We start from the raw sequence: 17483 nt of genomic DNA on the forward strand, positions 1-17483 counted from the left end.
ATGGGCCCCGCTGGCGCTGATCAACGTCCTGGCTCTCGACGAGATTGAGATCGCCCGCCCGGTCATCGCCAAGAGCCCCATGTTGCAGGACGGCGACCTGGTCCGGCTGTTGCTCGAGGCCACCCTCGAGCACAGGGTGGAGATCGCCCGCCGCCCACGGCTGGGCGCCCCCGTCATCGCCGCCATCCTGGCCCGGGAGGAGCCGGCGGTGATGACCGCCCTTGCCAACAACGACAACGTCGAGCTCACCCGCGATCAGATCTCCCAGCTGATCAAGGCCGCCCGTCGAGTAGCCACGCTGCGCGCGCCGCTGGTGCGCCGCCGCGAACTGACGCCGGACCTGGCCCGCGACCTCTACGTCTGGGTCGGCCAATCCCTGCGCCAGGTGCTGGCCGAAGACTTCCGCCTCGACCTCGACGCCCTCGACGACGCCCTGGCCGAAGCGGTGCGCGAGGCGCATGGCGGAGAGCCGAACGGCGCCGGGCCGCTCGGCGTCGAGCCCCTCGAGGGCGCCGGCGAAGGCCAGTTGGTCGGCAAGCTCGCCGCCGCCGGCCAGCTCAAGCCCGGCTACCTGATGCGCGCTCTGCGGGAAGGCAAACTGCCCCGCTTCATCAGCGCGCTTGCGATGCTCGGCGACTTCGATCTCGACGACGTGCATCGCGCCATCGCCAGCGACCGGCCCGAGCTACTGGCGATGGCCTGCGCCGCCGTCGGCATCGACCGCAGCGCTTTCCCGACGGTGCTGGGCATGGTCTGGAAGCTCAACGGCGGCCGCCCCGGCGGCGGCGGCGACGCCCGCGCCGCCACCGCCGCCCTCCCGGCCTACACCCCCGCCACCGCCGCCGCCGCCTTCCGCGAGGCGTTACAGGCGGCGTAGGGTCCGCCAGTTACGTGCGCTACTCTGCGCCCCATGCGTCCCTTTTCGGCGGTCCACGAGCAGTTCTGGCAATGTCTGCCGATCGTGGTTCTTCTGGTGGCGGCGATCGGGACCACGGTCTTCGTGGCCTCGCGTTCAGGCCGACCCGCTCCGCCTCCGGTGTTTGGCAGGGTTGAGCGCCTCGGCGGCCTCCAAACCGAGGAAGGAACGGTCCCGCTCGCCTTCGTCCGCTTGCCTCAGGGCCAGCGCCTCCGTGTAAGGCTGCCCAACCGCCATCGCTGCGCGCCCGGCAGCCGCATTGAGCTGATCGCCAGCGGATGGCTATTTCGGCCGCGCTACCGCGCCGGCATCTGGCCGTGTCGTCCCGCGGACTGACATCGACACGCCTTCACCTTTGACAAGCCTCGGCCCGTCGGGGTTTCTGCGCAACGATGAGCACCGCCCCGCACCTGCGCCTGGCCTTCGCCGCCAGCGACCGACCGGAAGCTCAGGAGGCGCGGCTGCGGCTGGCCCACCGTTACGGCTCCGTGCCCGAGCGCGAGGCGGACCTCGTGGTGGCGCTCGGCGGCGACGGCTTCATGCTGGAGACCCTCCATCGCAACATGGACCACCCCAAGCCGATCTACGGCATGAACCGGGGTTCGGTGGGCTTCTTGATGAACGACTACGAGGAGGACGACCTCTTCGAGCGGATCGCCGCCGCCGAACAGGCGATCATCCACCCGCTCAGCATGACCGCCGGCGATATGAACCACCGCCAGCACAGCGCGCTGGCGATCAACGAGGTCTCGCTGCTGCGCCAGACCCGCCAGACCGCCAAGCTGCGCATCAGCGTCGACGGCAAGGTGCGGCTCTCGGAGCTGTCCTGCGACGGGGTGCTGGTCGCCACGCCCGCCGGCTCGACGGCCTACAACCTCTCCGCCCATGGGCCGATCATCCCCCTGGACGCGCGGGTGCTGGCGCTCACCCCGATCAGCGCCTTCCGTCCCCGCCGCTGGCGCGGCGCCCTCTTGCCGCACGCCGCCCGAGTGAGATTTGACGCGCTGGAGGCCGACAAACGCCCGGTCAGCGCCGTCGCCGACAACTACGAGGTCCGCGACGTCTGCTGGGTCGAGGTGGCCGAGAACCGGGAGATTTCTCTGACGATGCTGTTCGACGCCGGCCGAAGCCTGGAAGAGCGCGTTCTGGCCGAACAATTCGCCGTCTGAGGAGCTTCGATCATTTTTAACAGATCGGGCCTAGCCTCCGACTCGAACGGCGTTTGGAGGCCTTTGTGAGCCAACAGAACTCCGGCCAGGCGATCCCGGCCGCGAACACCCTCAAGCTGAAGGTCGGCGGCCGCTTCGGCGCCATCGACCCGAACGCCATCGCCAAGGCCGAGGCGGCGCTGAAGAGCCTGTCCGGCAACTTCGCCCAGTGGCTGCAGGACGAGGTAGTCAAGCTCGAGACCGCCCGCGCCCGGGTCCGCGCCGAGGGCGTGAACTCCGAGACCATGGAACAGCTCTACCTGCGCGCCCACGATCTGAAGGGCCTGGGCTCCACCTACGAGTTCCCGCTGATCACGCGCATCGCCGCCTCGCTGTGCCGGCTGATCGACGACAAGGACAAGCGGCTCTCCGCGCCGATCACCCTGATCGACGCCCACATTGACGCCATCAAGGCTTCGGTCCGCGACAGCATCAAGACCGACGAGCACCCGGTCGGCCGCGCCTCGATCCTCGAGCTCGAACGCAAGGTCGCCGAGGCCGGCGCCTAGCCCATCACCCGCGACAGCGGCTCGGCCACCTCGCCGTAGCCGGCGTCGGTCGGCAGCACCAGCACGCGCCCTTCAGCGCGCTCCTGCACCTGCGGCTGCACCGTCACCAGCCGCCGCGCCTTGGCCCGCGAGATCGCGTCCTCCGAGTCCGAAGCCTCCGCGAGCAATTGCAGGTTCATGCGGGTCGGGAACACCACCTTGCGCTCTCCCGACAGCGCCATCCGCACCGCCTCGGCCGGCGGGATCCAGACCGCGTCCACCGTCTCGCGCCCGTCGCACAGGGCCAGCTGGTCCGCCGGCGCCCGGGCGACGTAGAACCAAGTGTCGTAGCGCTTGGGCGTCAGCGGCGGGGTGATCCAGCGGGCGAACGCCGTCAGCGCCGTGAGGTCCACCTTCTCGCCGAGGTCCTGCACCACCTTCAGGAAGGCCAGCTCGCCCCGGTCCACCGCCTGCCGGACGGAGAGCTCGCAGGCGGACGGGTCCAGCGGCCGGGTCGCGCCCAGCAGCAGCCCCGCCTCCTCGAACACCTCGCGCATGGCGGCGATCCGCAGCGCCCGCTGCTCAGGCTCCACCTCGTCCCAGCCGAGGCAGGCGCCCTCCCAGGCCGGGTCGTGGTCGCCCTCGTGGGTCTTGCCCCCCGGAAACACCAGGGCGCCCGAGGCGAACTCGATCTGATGGTGGCGCTGCACCATCAGCACCTCGAACTGCGGCGCATCGCGCAGCACCAGGATGGTGGCGGCCGGCAGGATCGGCGCGAAAGCGGGATCGGTCATCGGGCGAGCTTGCGGCCTGCCCCACGCGAGGACAAGCCTCTCAGCCCGCCAGCCGCGCCTCGGGCGCCGCGGCGGGAAGCTCCTCGCGCCGCGACAGCCGGTCCATCCGCTCCAGCAGATAGTCCAGGTCCTCGCGGTTGATGGTGTGCGGCCGGCTCAGGAACCGCTGCAGCATCTGGGTCTGGAAGCGTTCGCGCTCCATCGGCCCGCCCTCGGCCTCCAGGGCGTGAAAGGTGTCCACCGCCGCACGGAAGGCGCCGTAGAGCCTCGCCGGCAGCCCGGCCCGGTCATAGATCGCCCGAAGCCCCAGCGGGCCGGCGTCGTGGATCATCAGCCAGGTGCGGTGATGCGGCACGCAGGCCAGCTCCGCCACGCCCCACTCGAACAGCCCCATCTGGCCTTGCGCCGCCGCCCGCAGCAGCAGCGAGGCGCTCAGCCGCCCTTCCTTGCCCAGGTGGGCCACGAAAGCCTTCAGGTCCGCCGCGCGGCCGGCCTCGTCCACCAGGTCGACAGTGGCGCGCTCGCGGGTCAACTCGGCGACGTCGCCGGCCGCCTCGCCCAGCCCGTAGCGGGCGGCGAGCTGCTCGCGCAACTCCCCGGCCAAGAGACCGATCAGCTTCTCCGCCACGCTGAGCGGCAGGGCGTTGCGCAGCGCCACCGCCGCCAGCACCCGCTCGGAGCGCTCGAATCGCTCCAGCACCCGGGTGAGGCCCGGTTCGCTGAAATCCGCGCCCGGGTTGACGCAGGCGGCGTGAACCGCCGGCTCGTCGCCGGCCTCGGCAATCACATCGGTGACCTTCGACGACAGCCGCGGGCGCCGCGCGATGGCCAGTTGGCGCACCGGCCCGCCCAGCCGCACCACCTCGGCGAGGTCGTCGTCGGTGAAGGCGGGCGAGAAGGACAGAATCGGCAGGGCGATGGCCGCCACGTCGCTGGCCAGGTGCATGGCGACGTCGCGGGGAACCACCGGCGATTCCTTGAGGGTCACGACCAGGGCCCGGCGGACCATCTCGGTCATGTCTCGGGCCATCAGCCGCAGGATGTCCTGCGCCATCGCCCGGTCTGAGTCGGAGAGCTCGGAGCCCCCGATCGCGCGGCACAGCTTCTCGGCGGCGGCGGCGCGCTCGTCGGGCGTCGCGCCCTTCACAAGGCTGCGGATATCGCCTTCCGTCAGCGCTCCGCGCGTCACCGACATATGCGCCAAGCCCCCGCGCGCCCGAACAAAACCCCAACCCCACGATCCGCCTATTGGCTTAACGAGTGGTTGCCGCGCAAACCCTTGGTTAAGCCTGTTCCCTAACCCGCCGCCAACCCTAACCGCCTAGCCTGAAGGACCAGCTTCGGAGACGGTCCAGGTGTCGCGAGTCCCCCTCAAGTCCGGCGCGCCGGAGGCCGCCCGCCCCGGAGCCACGCTGGCCCAGCAGGCGCTGGAGGCCCAGACCGCGCTGCTGCCCTACGCCCTCATCGCCTTCGCCGTCGGCCTGCCGATCCTCATCTGGGCGGGCAGCCATTCGCCCGGCGCCGTCTTGATGATCCCGGTGCTGCTGGGCTTCGCCATCGCCTGGGGCCTGTTCTACGCCGTCGTCAACTGGCTGAAGACCCTGGCCGCCGCCGACCTGAACCGCCGCGCCCGCGTGCACATTCTCTCTGGGCTCGTGTGGGCCGGCGCCTGCGCCAACATCGCCGCCTTCGCCGAGGCGGGCGGACCGCTGCGCGAGCCGCTGCTGCTGGTCAGCCTGGCGGCCTCGGCCCTATGCATCTTTTTCACCGCCCCCTGGCTGCCGGCCATCCTGATCGTCGCACCGGCCACGGCCGCCGGGCCGATGATCGCCATCTACACCGGCCCGGACGCCGCCGAACTCGCGCCCCAGGCCTCCGGCTCGATGGCGTTGGCCCTGGCGCTGGTGCTGATCCTCAACCGCATCCTGCGCCGCCAGTTCGCGCTCGCCTCAGAACGCGAGGCGCTGATCGCCGAGCGGGCCCGTAAGATCGACGAGCAGAAGCGGCTGGCCCAGTCCAAGTCCGACCTGATCGCCACCCTTTCCCAGGAGATCCGCAGCGGCCTGACCGGGGTCGCCCACGTGCTGGCCGCCGCCGCTGGGGGCGGCCGGGCCGCGCCCACCCGCGAGCAGCTGGGCGCCGCCCTGGAGTCGGCCAACGAGCTGATCGCCGTGCTCGACACCACCCTCGACTCCGAGACTGCGGAAGCCGGCCGCCTGTCGGTGGAGATCCGCCCTTTCGACGCCGTCGCCACGGCCCGCGACGTGCTGGCCCAGCTGCGCCCGCTGGCCGCCGCCAAGGGCCTGGAGATCGCCCTGCACGTGGAGCCCGAGCTGGTCGAGGCCGAGACCGGCGCCGCCGTCGCCGACCCCGTCCGGGTGCGCCAGGTGCTGCTCGCCCTGCTCTCCAACGCCATCAAGTTCACCGTCCGCGGCCGGGTCGAGGCCCGCCTCGAGCGCAGCCCGACGGGCCGGCTGGCCATCGAGGTCGCCGACACCGGTCCTGGCCTGTCCCCCGAGGAACTGGCCCAGGCGTTCGAGCCCTTCCAGCGCATCGCCCGCACCAGCGCCGGCGTGCCCGGCGCGGGCCTGGGCCTGTCCCTGTCCCGCCAGCTCGCCCGCCTGATGGGCGGCGAGATCGAGGCCCACAGCGCCGTCGGCGTCGGCAGCCGGTTCCGCCTGGAAATCGGCTACGACCCCACAGCCCCGCGCGATCGCGCGCCCGCCCTGGCCGAGGTCGAAGGGCCGCTGCGCGGCCGCCGCCGGGCCCTGCGCATCCTCATGGCCGAGGACGACTCCCTCGATGCGGCCATGCTGCGCAGCGTCCTGGAGAAGCTCGGCCACAAGGTGGTCCACGCCGCCGACGCGCGGCGCGCGCTGGACCTGGCCCGCACTTGCGAGCTCGACCTCGCCGTTGTCGGCGGCCGCATGACCCACACGGACGGAACGGTGCTGATCGCCGCCCTCAAGGCCCTAGAAGGCAAGCTGCGGATCGTCGCGGTGATCGGCGGCGAGGCCGAAGAGGCCCTGGAATGCAGCCAGGCCGGCGCCGACGTGGTCCTGCGCCGCCCGGTCACCGTCGGCGCGGCCGCCCGCGCCATCGCCCAGGCCGCCGGCCCCGCCGAGGCGCCCCGCCAGGTCGCATAAGCCTTGCCGCCGGCCGCGCGGCCCCTCCTAATGGACGAAGCGTCCAGGGGAGGGTCCAGGTGCTGCTCCAGGGTCTGAAGGTCGTTGAATTCGCCTCCTACATCGCCGCTCCCGGCGCGGCCGGCCTGCTGTGCGACTGGGGGGCGGAGGTCATCAAGGTCGAGCGGCCTGGCGGCGATCCGATGCGCCGCGCGCTCGCCGACGCCAAGAACGCCATCGCCGAGAACCCGACCTTCGAGCTGGACAACCGCGGCAAGCGAGCGATGGCGCTGGACATCGCCCGCCCGGAGGGGCGCGAGGCGCTGATGCGGCTGGCCGACCAGGCCGACGTCTTCCTGACCAACGTCCGCCTCGCCTCGCTCAGGCGCTACGGCCTGGACGATGCGGCCCTGCGCGCCCGCAACCCGCGCCTCGTCTACGCCGTCGTCACCGGCTATGGCCTGGAAGGCCCGGACGCAGCCAAGCCCGGCTTCGACATGGCCGCTTTTTGGGCCCGCGGCGGGGTCGCGCATATGACGGCGCCCAGAGGCGTGGATCCCTTCATGCTGCGCAGCGGCTTCGGCGACCACATCTGCTCGCTGGCGACCGCCTCGGCGATCCTGGCCGCGGTCTACGAGCGCGAACGCACCGGCCGAGGCCGCCTGGTCGAGACCTCGCTCTTGTCCACCGGCATCTACACCATGGGCTCGGACCTGGCGGTGCAGCTTAGGCTGGGCCGGCTGTCGCGCATGCGCACCCGGGACGATCCGCTCGACCCGCTGGGCAACTTCTACCAGAGCGCCGACGGGCGCTGGTTCGTCATCCGACGGCGCGAGGGCGGCCCCGACTTCGAGGTCGTCGCGACGGCGGCCGGGCGCGCCGACCTGCTGGACGATCCCCGCTTTTCCACCAGCCGCGGGCGCAAGGACCTGGCCCGCGAGCTCACGGCCGAGCTCGACAAGGGCTTCAACGCTTTGCCCTTCGAGACCATCGCCCAGCGCCTCGACGACGCCGACATGGTCTGGGCCCCGGTGCAGACCCCCGCCGAGGTGGCCGCCGATCCCCAGGCCCACGCCTCCGGCTGCTTTGTGGAGATCGAGCACGAGGGCGACGAGCCCTACCTCTCGCCCTCCGGCCCGGCCCGCTTCCCGGGCGTTGCGCTGTCCCCGCGTCCGCCCGCGCCCGCCGTCGGCCAGCACACCCGCCAGGTCCTCGCCGAACTCGGCTACGCCCCCGCCGACATCGACGCCATGCTGGAGAGCGGCGCGGCGGCCTGACCTCCCCCGTGATCCCGGACGGCCGCCAGGCCGATCCGGGACCCCGTTCTGAGTCGGTGGGCGTCCGCTGGGTCCCGGCTCTCGCTGGGCTCGGCCGGGATGACGGATGGGTTACCGCGGCTTGTCCCGCGCGTCGGCCAGGATCTTCAGCATCTCGGTGGTGAACAGCGAGCCCGTCAGGCTGGCGGCCGAGCTTTCGCCGGGCCGGTCGGGCGCCTGGGAGCCGCGCAGCACCAGGTCCACCAGCATTTCCTGCTCGCGCAGCCGGTCGGCCCGCCGGGCGCTGGCGTACTGGATGAAGCCCTCGTCGGCCTGGGGCGCCGCCGCCGGCCCGCGGGGGCCGACGGGCGCGGCTTGCCGCGGCGCGCCCGCTCCGGTCTTGGTCAGGTTGGCGTAGACCTCGGCCACGGTGGCTGGCCGCCCGTCGCGGTAGAAGATCGACCTGTTCGCGGCCGCCGCCTCCGGGAACAGGCTGGCCGCCGAGGCCTCCGGCCGCGTCTGCGCCGCCTCGATCAGCCGCGCCGAACCCTGCGGGCCCAGGAAGTGGGCGGCGTAGAGCTCGCCAGCCGAGGGCATGCGGCCCATTCGGCCCTTCAGGTAGGCGGCGTGGTCGCTGGTCAGCTCCCCGGCCATCAGCGAAGCGGCGTGCGGGTCGAGCCTGAGGTCCATCACCGCCTTGCGGGCCTCTTCGCCGGGCACCCGGTAGCGCCCATCCGCGCCCTTCTGGATCAGCTCGGCGTAGCGGCCGTAGCCGTACTTCGCTCCATGCCGCTTCAGGGTGGACAGCCAGGTCTGCTCGACGAACTGGAACAAGCCCGCCGCCGACGAGGTGCGCGCCTTGGCTTGAGGGTTCATGCCGCTCTCGCGCCCGGCGGTCTTCACCAAGAAGGTGAAATCCACGCCCGTCGCATCCGACGCACGCTGGATCGCCGCCTCGACGACTCCGCGGATCCCCTGAACAGCCATGCCCCTAGGAGTCCGCGCTTTGGTTAACGGCTCGCTAACCATGATGGCGCGGGCGAGGGGCCGCGGCGATGGTTTCTTCGTATTGCGATCCTACGTCAGACATGACACTTTGTTGCAGTACTGCAATGAGGAAGCGTCCATGATCGTCCAGCACCTCCTCCCGGCCAGCGCGACCGGAGCGCTGCCCGCCCGCCGTCGCCGCCTGCCCAAGGGCCTGAGCGTCGCCATCGGCATCTCCCTCGGCGTCCACGCCGGCCTCGCCCTCTACTTCGCGACCCAGAAGTTCATGGCCCCCGAGGCGCCGCCCGCCCCTGTCGAGCCCCGCACCATTGTCGAGCTGTTCAACCCCCCGCCGAAGCCGCTGCCCGCTCCGCCCAAGGCGAAGCCGGCGACGACGCCCCGCAAGAGCCTCACCCCGCCGCTCGACCTGCCCGTCCCACCCATCCGGACCATCGTTCCGGAGGATCCCCCTGTCCGTCAGGAGCTCGCGACGGTCATCGGGCCGCCCACCCCGCCGGCCCCGCCGGCCGAGCCGCCGGCCGCCAAGGTGGTCACCGCGCCCAACTGGCTGCGCCGCCCCGGGGCGAAGGAGTTCGCCCGCTACTACCCCGACCGCGCCGCCCGCATGGGCACCTCGGGCCTGGCCAGGATGAGCTGCCAGGTGGCCGCCAACGGCCAGGTCCGCGACTGCCGCGTCGTCTCCGAAGACCCCGAAGGCGAAGGTTTCGGCAAAGCCGCGCTCCAGCTCGCCCGCTTCTTCCAGATGAGCCCGAAGATGGAAGACGGCCGCCCAGTCGACGGCGCCAGCGTGACCATCCCCGTGAGATTCCGGGTGGAGTAGGCTTCAATGACAGCCCGCACCGAGAGCGACGGCCGCTGAGCGGCATTGCAGATCCGCGCAGGGCTGGCGCGGCGCGGCCGTCGGCCCTAGTGAAGGGCCATGCTCTCCCAGCGAGCCCGGTACGCGCTCCGCGCGCTCGTTCACCTCGCCTCGCGCGCCGACGGCCGACCCGCTGCGATCGCCGAGATCGCGGAAGAGGCTGCCGCTCCGCGCAAGTTCCTCGAAGCCATCCTGCTGGAGCTGAAGCGCCGGCACCTGCTGGTCAGCAGCCGTGGCCGTTTCGGCGGCTACGCCCTTGCGCGCCCGGCTTCGGAGATCACATTCGCCGACGTGATCCGCGCCCTCGACGGGCCGCTCGCGTTGGCGCCTTGTGCTTCGAGGACAGCCTATCGCCCCTGCGAGACCTGTCCGAGCGTCGAAGACTGCCCGATCCACCCCGCTCTCGTGCGCGCACGCGAGGCCGTCGCTGATGTCCTGGAGGCGTGGACGCTGGAAGCCGCTGTGCGTTCCGGCGGAACGGTCTCAGACAGCCTCTAAGCACCAGCCAGAGGCTTCAAGCGGAGCACGCTATGGACGACTTCCTCCTGTTCGCCTTCGTGGGCTTCCTCGCGCAGGCCGTCGACGGCGCGCTGGGCATGGCCTACGGCGTCATCTCCTCGACCGTCCTGCTGAGCTTCGGGGTCCCGCCCGCCACCGCCTCGGCCAGCGTGCACGCGGCGGAGGTGTTCACCACCGCCGCTTCGGCCGGATCCCACGCCGTGAATCGGAACGTGAACTGGAAGCTGTTCGTGCCCCTCGCCCTCGGCGGCTGCCTGGGCGGGGCGTTCGGCGCCTTCGTGCTCACCTCCATTGACGGCGACGTGCTGAAACCCTTCATCACCGGCTATCTCGCCCTGATGGGCCTGGCGATCCTCTACCGCGCCTGGCGCTCCCGGGAGCCGCGGCGCTTCCCGATCAAGTACAGCGGCCCTCTCGGCATGGTCGGCGGCTTCCTGGACGCGGTCGGCGGCGGCGGCTGGGGCCCCACCGTCACGACCGCGATGGTCGGCGTCGGGGCCGAGCCCCGGGTCAGCATCGGCACCGCCAACACCGCCGAGTTCTTCGTCACCTCCACCATCTCGGCCGCCTTCCTAGCCGCGCTGCTCTCCGGCCATTGGGAACAGGCCGAGGGGTTGACGAGCCACGCCGCCTCCGTCGCGGGGCTCATCGTGGGCGGACTGCTGGCCGCGCCGCTGGCCGGCTTCATGGTGCGAATCCTCCCGGTCAGGGCGCTCACCTACGCCGTGGGTGTTGTGGTGGTGCTGCTCGCCGGCTACCAGACCGCGCGTCTGGCCGGCCTCCTCTAGCCGGCCCCGAGCCGCATCCGCACATCCCGGTACGCCGCCGCGATCAGCGCCCGCAGCGCCGGCCCGTTCACCGGGCGGCGCCAGCGCAGCTTGACCTGACGCATGCGTTTGCCGGCGCCTTCCAGGAGGCCGGCCGGATCGTCCAGGGCCGCGCCGAAGAAGAAGCCGACGCTGGCGTAAGAGGGTCGCTGGGCCTGTAGTCCGCCTCAATAGCTCCGCGGCATCCCCAGCACCCGCTCGGCGACGAAGTTGAACACCATCTCGCGGGTGATCGGCGCCAGCCGCGCGATCATCGCCTCGCGGAAGTAGCGCTCGACGTCGTACTCCTTGGCGTAGCCCATGCCGCCGTGGGTCAGCACCGCCGTCTCGCAGGCCCTGAAGCCCGCCTCGCCCCCAAGGTACTTGGCCGCATTGGCCTCGGCGCCGCAGTCGAGGCCGGCGTCGTAGAGGCTGGCGGCCTTGAAAGCCAAGAGGTTGGCCGCCTCCAGCTCGATCCAGGCTCGCGCCAGCGGGTGGGCCACGCCCTGGTTCTGGCCGATCGGGCGGCCGAACACGACCCGCTCATTGGCGTAGGCCGCCGCCCGGCTCAGCGCCGCCCGCCCCAGCCCCACGGCCTCGGCCCCGAACAGCACCCGCTCGGGATTGAGCCCCTGCAGGATGTACGTGAAGCCCTTGCCCTCCTGGCCGACCAGGTCCTCGGCTGGAACCTGAAGGTCGTCGATGAACAGGGTGTTCGACTCCACCGCCTTGCGCCCCATCTTCGGGATCGGCTTGGCCTCGATCCGGCTGCGGTCGAGGTCGGTGTAGAACAGCGACAGGCCTTCGCTCGGCTTCGCCGCCTCCTCGCGCGGCGTGGTGCGCGCCAGGATCAGGATCTTGTTCGCTCGGGCGACCCCGGTGGTCCAGATCTTCCGCCCGGAGATCACGTAGCCGTCGTCGGTCCGCCTCGCGCGGGTCTTGAGGCTGAGGGTGTCCAGTCCCGCGTCCGGCTCGGTGACGGCGAAGCACATCCGGTCCTCGCCAGAGATCAGGCGCGGGATGTGCCGCTCGCGCTGCTCGGGCGCGCCGAACTTGGCGATCGGCATCGGCCCGAAGATGTTGAGGTGCAGGGCGCTGGCGCCCGAGAACCCCGCCCCCGACTGGGTCACCTGCTGCATCATCACGGCCGCCTCGGTCAGGCCCAGCCCCGACCCGCCCAGCGCCTCGGGCATGGCGATCCCCAGCCAGCCGCCCTTGGTCATCGCCGCGACGAAGTCTTCGGGGAAGTCGCCGGTCTCGTCGGTCCGGCGCCAGTACTCGGCCGGGAAGCCCGCACAGATCCGCGCCACCGCATCGGCGATCTCCGCCTGCCGCTCGCTCAGCGTGAAGTCCATCAGTAGGCTCCTCCCCCGGGCTCGAAGCGGGCGGGCGCCATCCGCGCCGCGTAGGGGCCCGGCTCGGCCCCGAACACCAGCGCCGTCACCGTCTTCGCCACCAGCGGCGCCAACAGCCAGCCGTTGCGCCGCGCGCCGGCGGCCATCATCACGCCGGCCGTGCGGCTGAAGCCGACCATCGGCAGCCCATCCGGGGTCCCCGCCCGCACGCCGACGCCGGGCGCCAGCTGGGCCCCGTCCAGCGCTGGGAACAGCGCCCGCCCCGCCTCGGCGAGCCGCTCCACCTGGGCCGGATCCACCGCCCGGTCGCTCGCGCCCCGCTCCATGCTGGCCCCGATGACCATGCCGCCGGCCCCGGGCGTCAGGTAGATCCCCTCGCCCCGCACCACCGCGCCCTGGTAGCGCAACGAGCCCGCTCGTAGAATGTGCCCCTTGATCGGCTCCAGCCGGACGAGTTCAGGGGCGAGCCCTCCCGGGACCGGGTCGGCGCCGGTGGCCAGCAGCCGCCAGTCGCAGGCCTCGTCTGGATGCAGCGGCGCCCGGCGCACTTCCACGCCAGCCTCCGCCGCGGCTTCAACCAGCGCCGCCAGCGCCTGGTCGGGATCGATCCGCCAGTCGTCGCCGGTGAACAGGGCGCCGGCCTCGCCGGCCGCCAGCCCCGGCGCCTTTTCCGCCGCGGCCCGCGCCGACAACCGCTCCGCCCGCACGCCGAGCCTGGTCAGCGCCTGCTCCAGCCGCTCCAGCCGCTCGTCCCGGCCGATCGCCAGCGCGCCGGACCGGTCGAGCGCGACGCCGGTGCTCCGGGCGAGTTCAGGCCACAGGTCCCGCGCGCCCATCAGCAGGTCGAAGTGGGGCGCCGCGAGCGCGTCGAGCGCCGCCTCGAAGACCGGCGCCAGCATCCCCGCCGCCACCCCCGAGGCGTTGTCGCCGAGCTGCGCCGGGTCGGTCAGCACCACCCGCGCGCCCGCCCTCGCGAGCGCCAGGGCGCTGGTCAGGCCCAGCACCCCCGCCCCCGCCACGATCACCTTCAGCGCCGCCGCCATGCCCCCTTAGCGCACCCTCAACCCGCGGAAATCAAGTGCGGAACCACGGTCAAGCCTAGGGGTTTTGGTCGGGTGACGTCGGGGTCCGAGAGAGGATGACAGTCCATGGCGACCGCTGCCCAGTCTGCCGGTAAGAAGTCGGCGAAATCCAAGGCTTCCACGGCCAAGAAGACCACCACCGCTCGCAAGACCCCGCAGAAGGACGCGGTCGCGCTGCTGAAGGCGGACCACCGCGAGGTCGAGGGCTGGTTTTCGCAATTCGAGAAGGCCAAATCCGACGCCAAGAAGCTCGAGCTGGTGCAAAAGATCCTCCTGGCGCTGAAGGTCCACACTCAGGTCGAGGAAGAACTCTTCTACCCGCCGTCCCGCGAGTTCGTGAAGGACGATGAAATCGTCGATGAAGCCGTCGTCGAGCACGACGCGGCCAAGAAGCTGATGGCCGAGATCGAGGCGATGCAGCCGTCCGACGACATGTACGACGCCAAGGTCAAGGTGCTCTCCGAAATGATCGAGCACCACGTCGAGGAAGAGGAGAAGGAATACTTCCCTCAGTGCCAGAAGAGCGACATGGACCTGAAGGCTATCGGCGAGCAGATCATGATGCGCAAGAAGGAGCTCATGACCGAGCTTCAGCCGGCGCAGATGAACACGGTCCAGTAGGCGCATGTCCGAGGCGCTGGAGCCGGCCCTGCCGGGATGGCTCGACGACCTGACCACGGCCGTCCTCGAGGAGGCCTGCCGGCGCGAGCTCAAGCTGGCGACGGCCGAGAGCTGCACCGGCGGCCTCCTCGCCTCGCTGCTCACGGACGTCCCCGGCTGCAGCCACGCCTTCGAGCGCGGCTTTGTCACCTACACCGAGGAGGCCAAGCAGGAGTTGCTCGGCGTTCCGGCCCAGGTGCTTGAGACTGACGGGGCCGTCTCGGAGGCGTGCGCCCGCGCCATGGCAGACGGCGCCATCGCCCACTCCAGGGCCGACATCGCTGTGGCTGTCACCGGCTTCGCCGACGAAAGCACCGAGCCGGACAAGCCCGGCGGCCTCGTCCACTTCGCCGCCGCCCGGCGGGGCGGCCCAACCCTCCACCGCAAGGAGGAGTTCGGCCCTCGCGGCCGCGCCGCCGTTCGGCTTGAGTGCCTCCGGGTGGGCCTTGAACTCGTCCGCGAGCAGATGAGCCGCTCCGGCGAGCCCTCCTCATAGAGGAACCCGTCGGGCTCGCAGGCGTTAGAACAAAGCACGAACTTGGAGATCGCCATGGCTGAAGCCGCCAACCCGAAGCTCGACCCCGACCCCGGCTCCAACACCCAGAAGGATCCCGACGACTGGGTCAGCGGCGACGAGCCGATGACCGGCGCCCAGGCCTCCTACCTCACCACCTTGGCTGAAGAGTCCGGCGAGGAGCCCCCGCCCGAAGGCCTCACCAAAGCCGAAGCCTCCAAGCGCATCGACGCCCTCAAGGAGAAGCTGGGCCGCTAACTCCGCAGCACACGCCCCCGCTTCATCAGCGCCAGCGCGACGTCGTAAGGGAACGCCACCGCCTCCCGCGCCCGCATCCAGGCCCACGCGGCAGGTCCCATCTGCCGCAGCCCCGCCTTCGCCGGCCACATCCGGCCCTGCATCCCCAAGGCCAGCATCAGCGCCAGCGCCCGCGGCGCGTGATAGCTGTCGGTGCAGACCAGGCAGCGGGTCAGCCGCTCGGCCCGCATGTAGCGCGCCGCGGCGATGGCGGTCTGCAGGGTGTCCAGGCTCGACTCGTCCAGCACCAGCCGCGCCGGCGCCACGCCCAGCCGCACCAGGTCGCGGGCCATCACCGAGGCTTCGGAGGGCCCATGCCGGCCCACCCCGCCGGAGCAGAACACCATGGCCGTCGGATGTATCTCAGCCGCCTTTGCCGCGGCGGCGATACGGCGGGCCAGCGCCGCGCTGGGCCGCCCGTCCGGGCGCACCGCCGCGCCCAGCAGCACGATGATGTCCACCAAAGGGGCCGTAGTCAGGCCTGCGGCTGCTCTTCGCCGGCGTCCTTAGCGGGCTTCTTGCCGCCCCCGTTCATCGGCGGATGGTGGGCCTCGATCAGGTCGTCCTGCTCCTGCTGGCGGATCGTCGAGCGCACGTTCAGGCGCATCAGGATGTCCGTCGCCCCGTGCTTCGTGCGCGCCTCTTCGAACTTGGCCTTCCACGCCCCGGCCGAAAGGTTGTCCGTCTGGCCGGCGAACACGATCTCGGCCTGCCGGTCCTCCAGCTTGGCGATGACATAGTTCGCGCCCGCCGGGGGCAACGCCCGGTCTTCCTCCAGGATGGTGTAGCGGTAGACCGTGCCGGATTTGCCGGCGAAGTCGATCTGGCGGGGCAAACTCACTCTCCCAGGCTGCGCCGCCGAAACAAGGCGGCGGATTTTGGCGAAACGGAGGCCGGGCGGGCGCCCGCGGCACTTGCGCGCTCCTTCAACTGCGGGCTTTCTCCACAGCCTCTTCAAGCCGTTAACCCCTCCTGTGCAAGCTGCGCGCGTCTGCTAGCTTCACCAACCGCGAGTCGGGGGGCTCGCAGGGGGAATATCGAACAGGGATCCATGGACCGACCGGCCGAATTCAGCCTGCGCGAAGAAGGCGGCGCGCTGTCGGCCGTGCTGACCGGCGACTGGACCGCCTACACCATCGGGGACGCCGGCGCGCAGCTGGATGAAGCGCTGGCCGAGGCTCCCAAGGTGCACCTCGACCTCACCGGCGTCGGCCGTATGGACACCGCCGGCGCCTATGCGGTGCACAGGGCCGCCCGCGGCCGACTGGACGCCTCGACGGTCAAGGCCGGCCCCGGGGCCCACCGCCTGCTCGATATCGTCGACGACGCGCTGAAGACCCGCCACCCGGTCGTCACCAAGCCCCAGGGCTTCTGGGAGCTGATGGACCGCATCGGGCGCGGCGTCGTCGAGCTCGGCCACGACTTCATGGAGACGGTCACCTTCTTCGGCCACCTGCTGGTGGTCGTCGCACGGGCGATCGTCAATCCGCGGCGGATCCGCTGGGCGGCCTGCATCTCGCTGGCCGAGCGGGCCGGCCTGGACGCCATCCCGATCGTCGCCACCACCACCTTCTTCATCGGCGCGGTGGTCGGCCTTCTGGGCGCCAACATGCTGCGGCTGTTCGGCGCCGAGGTGTTCGCCGTCGAGCTGATCGGCATCGCCGTCCTGCGGGAATTCGCGATCGTCATCACCGCCGTGCTGCTGGCCGGCCGCTCGGCGTCCAGCTTCGCGGCCGAGATCGGCTCGATGAAGATGAACCAGGAGATCGACGCCATGAAGGTCATGGGCGTCGACCCGTTCGAGGCGCTGGTCTTCCCCAGGTTCTTCGCCCTGCTCGTCACCATCCCGCTCTTGACCTTCGTAGCGGTGATCGCCGGCCTGGTCGGCGGCATGATGGTCGCCTGGAGCGTCCTGGACCTCGGCCCCGCCTTCTTCCTGCAGCGCATCGCCGACAACGTCGGCGTCGGCCACTTCTGGGCCGGGATGGCCAAGGCGCCTGTCATGGCCGTGGTGATCGCCGGCATCGGTTGCCGCCAGGGCCTGGAGGTGGGCAACGACGTGGAGTCCCTCGGCCGCCGGGTGACCGCCGCCGTCGTGCACGCCATCTTCTCGATCATCCTGATCGATGCGGCGTTCGCCCTGGTTTACATGGAGCTGAACATTTGACCGCCCCGGACGCCCCCGCTGACGAGCCGGCGAACGCGATCGAGGTGCGCGGCTTGCGTTCCCAGTTCGGGGACAACCTGATCCACGACAACCTCGACCTGACGGTGCGGCGCGGAGAGATTCTCGGCGTTGTCGGCGGCTCGGGCACCGGCAAGTCGGTGCTGCTCAACACCATCATCGGCCTCAAGGACCCCGAAGCCGGCACCGTGAAGGTGCTCGGCCAGGAGGAGCGGACCGCCTCTGCCGCCAAGTGGGGCGACGTGGAGCGCCGCTCGGGCGTGCTGTTCCAGCACGGCGCGCTATTCTCCAACCTCACCGTCCGCGAGAACGTCGCCGCCCCCATGTGGGAGCACACCAAGCTTCCGCGCGGCGAGATTGAGGAGTTGGCGGACCTCAAGATCCGGCTGGTCGGCCTTAAGCTGGAGCACG

General features: G+C 71.2%; 20 protein-coding genes and 1 pseudogene. 13 read left to right on the forward strand and 8 right to left on the reverse strand.

Going from position 1 to position 17483, the window contains the following annotated elements; genetic code table 11:
* From VHK87_RS06650 to VHK87_RS06660, 3 genes are all read left to right on the forward strand, one after another.
* The coding region (locus tag VHK87_RS06650) for a DUF2336 domain-containing protein (protein WP_329634116.1) at nt 1-877 on the forward strand (877 nt) is incomplete at its 5' end.
* Between the two features lie 431 nt (nt 878-1308).
* Nucleotides 1309-2085 (forward strand): NAD kinase, encoded by a 777-nt coding sequence (locus tag VHK87_RS06655; RefSeq protein ID WP_329634117.1) that lies wholly within the window; start codon nt 1309-1311, stop codon nt 2083-2085.
* 65 nt (nt 2086-2150) lie between these two features.
* Nucleotides 2151-2633 (forward strand): Hpt domain-containing protein, encoded by a 483-nt coding sequence (locus VHK87_RS06660; protein WP_329634118.1) that lies wholly within the window; start codon nt 2151-2153, stop codon nt 2631-2633.
* Here VHK87_RS06660 and VHK87_RS06665 read toward each other — a convergent pair.
* Both VHK87_RS06665 and VHK87_RS06670 read right to left on the reverse strand, forming a co-directional pair.
* A complete protein-coding gene (locus VHK87_RS06665; protein ID WP_329634119.1) occupies nt 2630-3406 on the reverse strand; it encodes an NUDIX hydrolase in 777 nt (258 codons plus the stop codon). The two genes, VHK87_RS06660 and VHK87_RS06665, sit on opposite strands and share 4 nt — an antisense overlap.
* 40 nt (nt 3407-3446) lie before the next feature.
* Nucleotides 3447-4601 (reverse strand): DUF2336 domain-containing protein, encoded by a 1155-nt coding sequence (locus tag VHK87_RS06670; RefSeq protein WP_329634120.1) that lies wholly within the window; start codon nt 4599-4601, stop codon nt 3447-3449.
* 160 nt (nt 4602-4761) lie between these two features.
* On the opposite strand from VHK87_RS06670, the gene VHK87_RS06675 reads away from it, so the two are divergent.
* Nucleotides 4762-6552 carry a hybrid sensor histidine kinase/response regulator gene (locus VHK87_RS06675; protein ID WP_329634121.1) on the forward strand — a complete coding sequence of 597 codons (1791 nt, stop codon included), beginning with the start codon at nt 4762-4764 and terminating at the stop codon, nt 6550-6552.
* A gap of 59 nt (nt 6553-6611) precedes the next feature.
* Nucleotides 6612-7808, forward strand: a complete 1197-nt coding sequence (locus VHK87_RS06680) for a CaiB/BaiF CoA-transferase family protein (RefSeq protein ID WP_329634122.1) — start codon at nt 6612-6614, stop codon at nt 7806-7808.
* A 111-nt stretch (nt 7809-7919) separates the two neighbouring features.
* On the opposite strand, the gene VHK87_RS06685 is transcribed toward VHK87_RS06680, so the two are convergent.
* Nucleotides 7920-8774 carry a transglycosylase SLT domain-containing protein gene (locus VHK87_RS06685; protein ID WP_329634123.1) on the reverse strand — a complete coding sequence of 285 codons (855 nt, stop codon included), beginning with the start codon at nt 8772-8774 and terminating at the stop codon, nt 7920-7922.
* A gap of 139 nt (nt 8775-8913) precedes the next feature.
* Between VHK87_RS06685 and VHK87_RS06690 the strand changes: the two genes are divergently transcribed.
* From VHK87_RS06690 to VHK87_RS06700, 3 genes are all read left to right on the forward strand, one after another.
* Complete coding sequence (locus VHK87_RS06690) at nt 8914-9615, forward strand: energy transducer TonB (RefSeq protein WP_329634124.1); 702 nt, start codon at nt 8914-8916, stop codon at nt 9613-9615.
* A 99-nt stretch (nt 9616-9714) separates the two neighbouring features.
* Nucleotides 9715-10152 carry an Rrf2 family transcriptional regulator gene (locus VHK87_RS06695; protein WP_329634125.1) on the forward strand — a complete coding sequence of 146 codons (438 nt, stop codon included), beginning with the start codon at nt 9715-9717 and terminating at the stop codon, nt 10150-10152.
* Between the two features lie 32 nt (nt 10153-10184).
* Nucleotides 10185-10961 carry a sulfite exporter TauE/SafE family protein gene (locus VHK87_RS06700; protein WP_329634126.1) on the forward strand — a complete coding sequence of 259 codons (777 nt, stop codon included), beginning with the start codon at nt 10185-10187 and terminating at the stop codon, nt 10959-10961.
* Here VHK87_RS06700 and VHK87_RS06705 read toward each other — a convergent pair.
* From VHK87_RS06705 to VHK87_RS06715, 3 genes and pseudogenes are all read right to left on the reverse strand, one after another.
* Nucleotides 10958-11131: pseudogene (locus tag VHK87_RS06705) on the reverse strand (DUF1801 domain-containing protein); the annotation flags it as partial. The gene VHK87_RS06700 and the pseudogene VHK87_RS06705 sit on opposite strands and share 4 nt — an antisense overlap.
* Before the next feature lie 36 nt (nt 11132-11167).
* Complete coding sequence (locus VHK87_RS06710; RefSeq protein ID WP_414694121.1) at nt 11168-12334, reverse strand: acyl-CoA dehydrogenase family protein; 1167 nt, start codon at nt 12332-12334, stop codon at nt 11168-11170.
* The gene (locus VHK87_RS06715) at nt 12334-13377 is read right to left on the reverse strand and encodes an NAD(P)/FAD-dependent oxidoreductase (RefSeq protein ID WP_329634127.1); all 1044 of its coding nucleotides are present in this window, start codon (nt 13375-13377) and stop codon (nt 12334-12336) included. The genes VHK87_RS06710 and VHK87_RS06715 overlap by 1 nt, the downstream gene beginning before the upstream one ends.
* 105 nt (nt 13378-13482) lie before the next feature.
* Here VHK87_RS06715 and VHK87_RS06720 point away from each other — a divergent pair, with 105 nt between their 5' ends.
* The 3 genes from VHK87_RS06720 to VHK87_RS06730 are packed head-to-tail and all read left to right on the forward strand — an operon-like array spanning nt 13483 to nt 14848.
* On the forward strand, nt 13483-14037 hold the full coding sequence (locus tag VHK87_RS06720; RefSeq protein WP_329634128.1) for a hemerythrin domain-containing protein: 555 nt from the start codon (nt 13483-13485) through the stop codon (nt 14035-14037).
* Nucleotides 14038-14041: 4 nt separating this feature from the next.
* Entirely contained in the window at nt 14042-14572 is a 531-nt protein-coding gene (locus tag VHK87_RS06725) for a CinA family protein (protein WP_329634129.1), read from the forward strand.
* Nucleotides 14573-14626: 54 nt separating this feature from the next.
* Entirely contained in the window at nt 14627-14848 is a 222-nt protein-coding gene (locus tag VHK87_RS06730) for a DUF3072 domain-containing protein (RefSeq protein ID WP_329634130.1), read from the forward strand.
* Here VHK87_RS06730 and VHK87_RS06735 read toward each other — a convergent pair.
* Nucleotides 14845-15348, reverse strand: coding sequence for a YdcF family protein (locus VHK87_RS06735; protein ID WP_329634131.1), 504 nt, complete (start codon nt 15346-15348; stop codon nt 14845-14847). The genes VHK87_RS06730 and VHK87_RS06735 overlap by 4 nt on opposite strands.
* Before the next feature lie 14 nt (nt 15349-15362).
* Nucleotides 15363-15722 (reverse strand): hypothetical protein, encoded by a 360-nt coding sequence (locus VHK87_RS06740; protein WP_329634132.1) that lies wholly within the window; start codon nt 15720-15722, stop codon nt 15363-15365.
* A 216-nt stretch (nt 15723-15938) separates the two neighbouring features.
* Here VHK87_RS06740 and VHK87_RS06745 point away from each other — a divergent pair, with 216 nt between their 5' ends.
* Nucleotides 15939-17054, forward strand: coding sequence for an MlaE family lipid ABC transporter permease subunit (locus tag VHK87_RS06745; protein WP_329634133.1), 1116 nt, complete (start codon nt 15939-15941; stop codon nt 17052-17054).
* Nucleotides 17051-17483 (forward strand): ABC transporter ATP-binding protein (locus VHK87_RS06750; RefSeq protein WP_329634134.1); only part of this gene is annotated, 433 nt, incomplete at its 3' end. The genes VHK87_RS06745 and VHK87_RS06750, both read left to right, overlap by 4 nt.

The sequence above is a fragment of the Phenylobacterium sp. genome (assembly GCF_036263695.1).
Classification (GTDB): domain Bacteria; phylum Pseudomonadota; class Alphaproteobacteria; order Caulobacterales; family Caulobacteraceae; genus Phenylobacterium.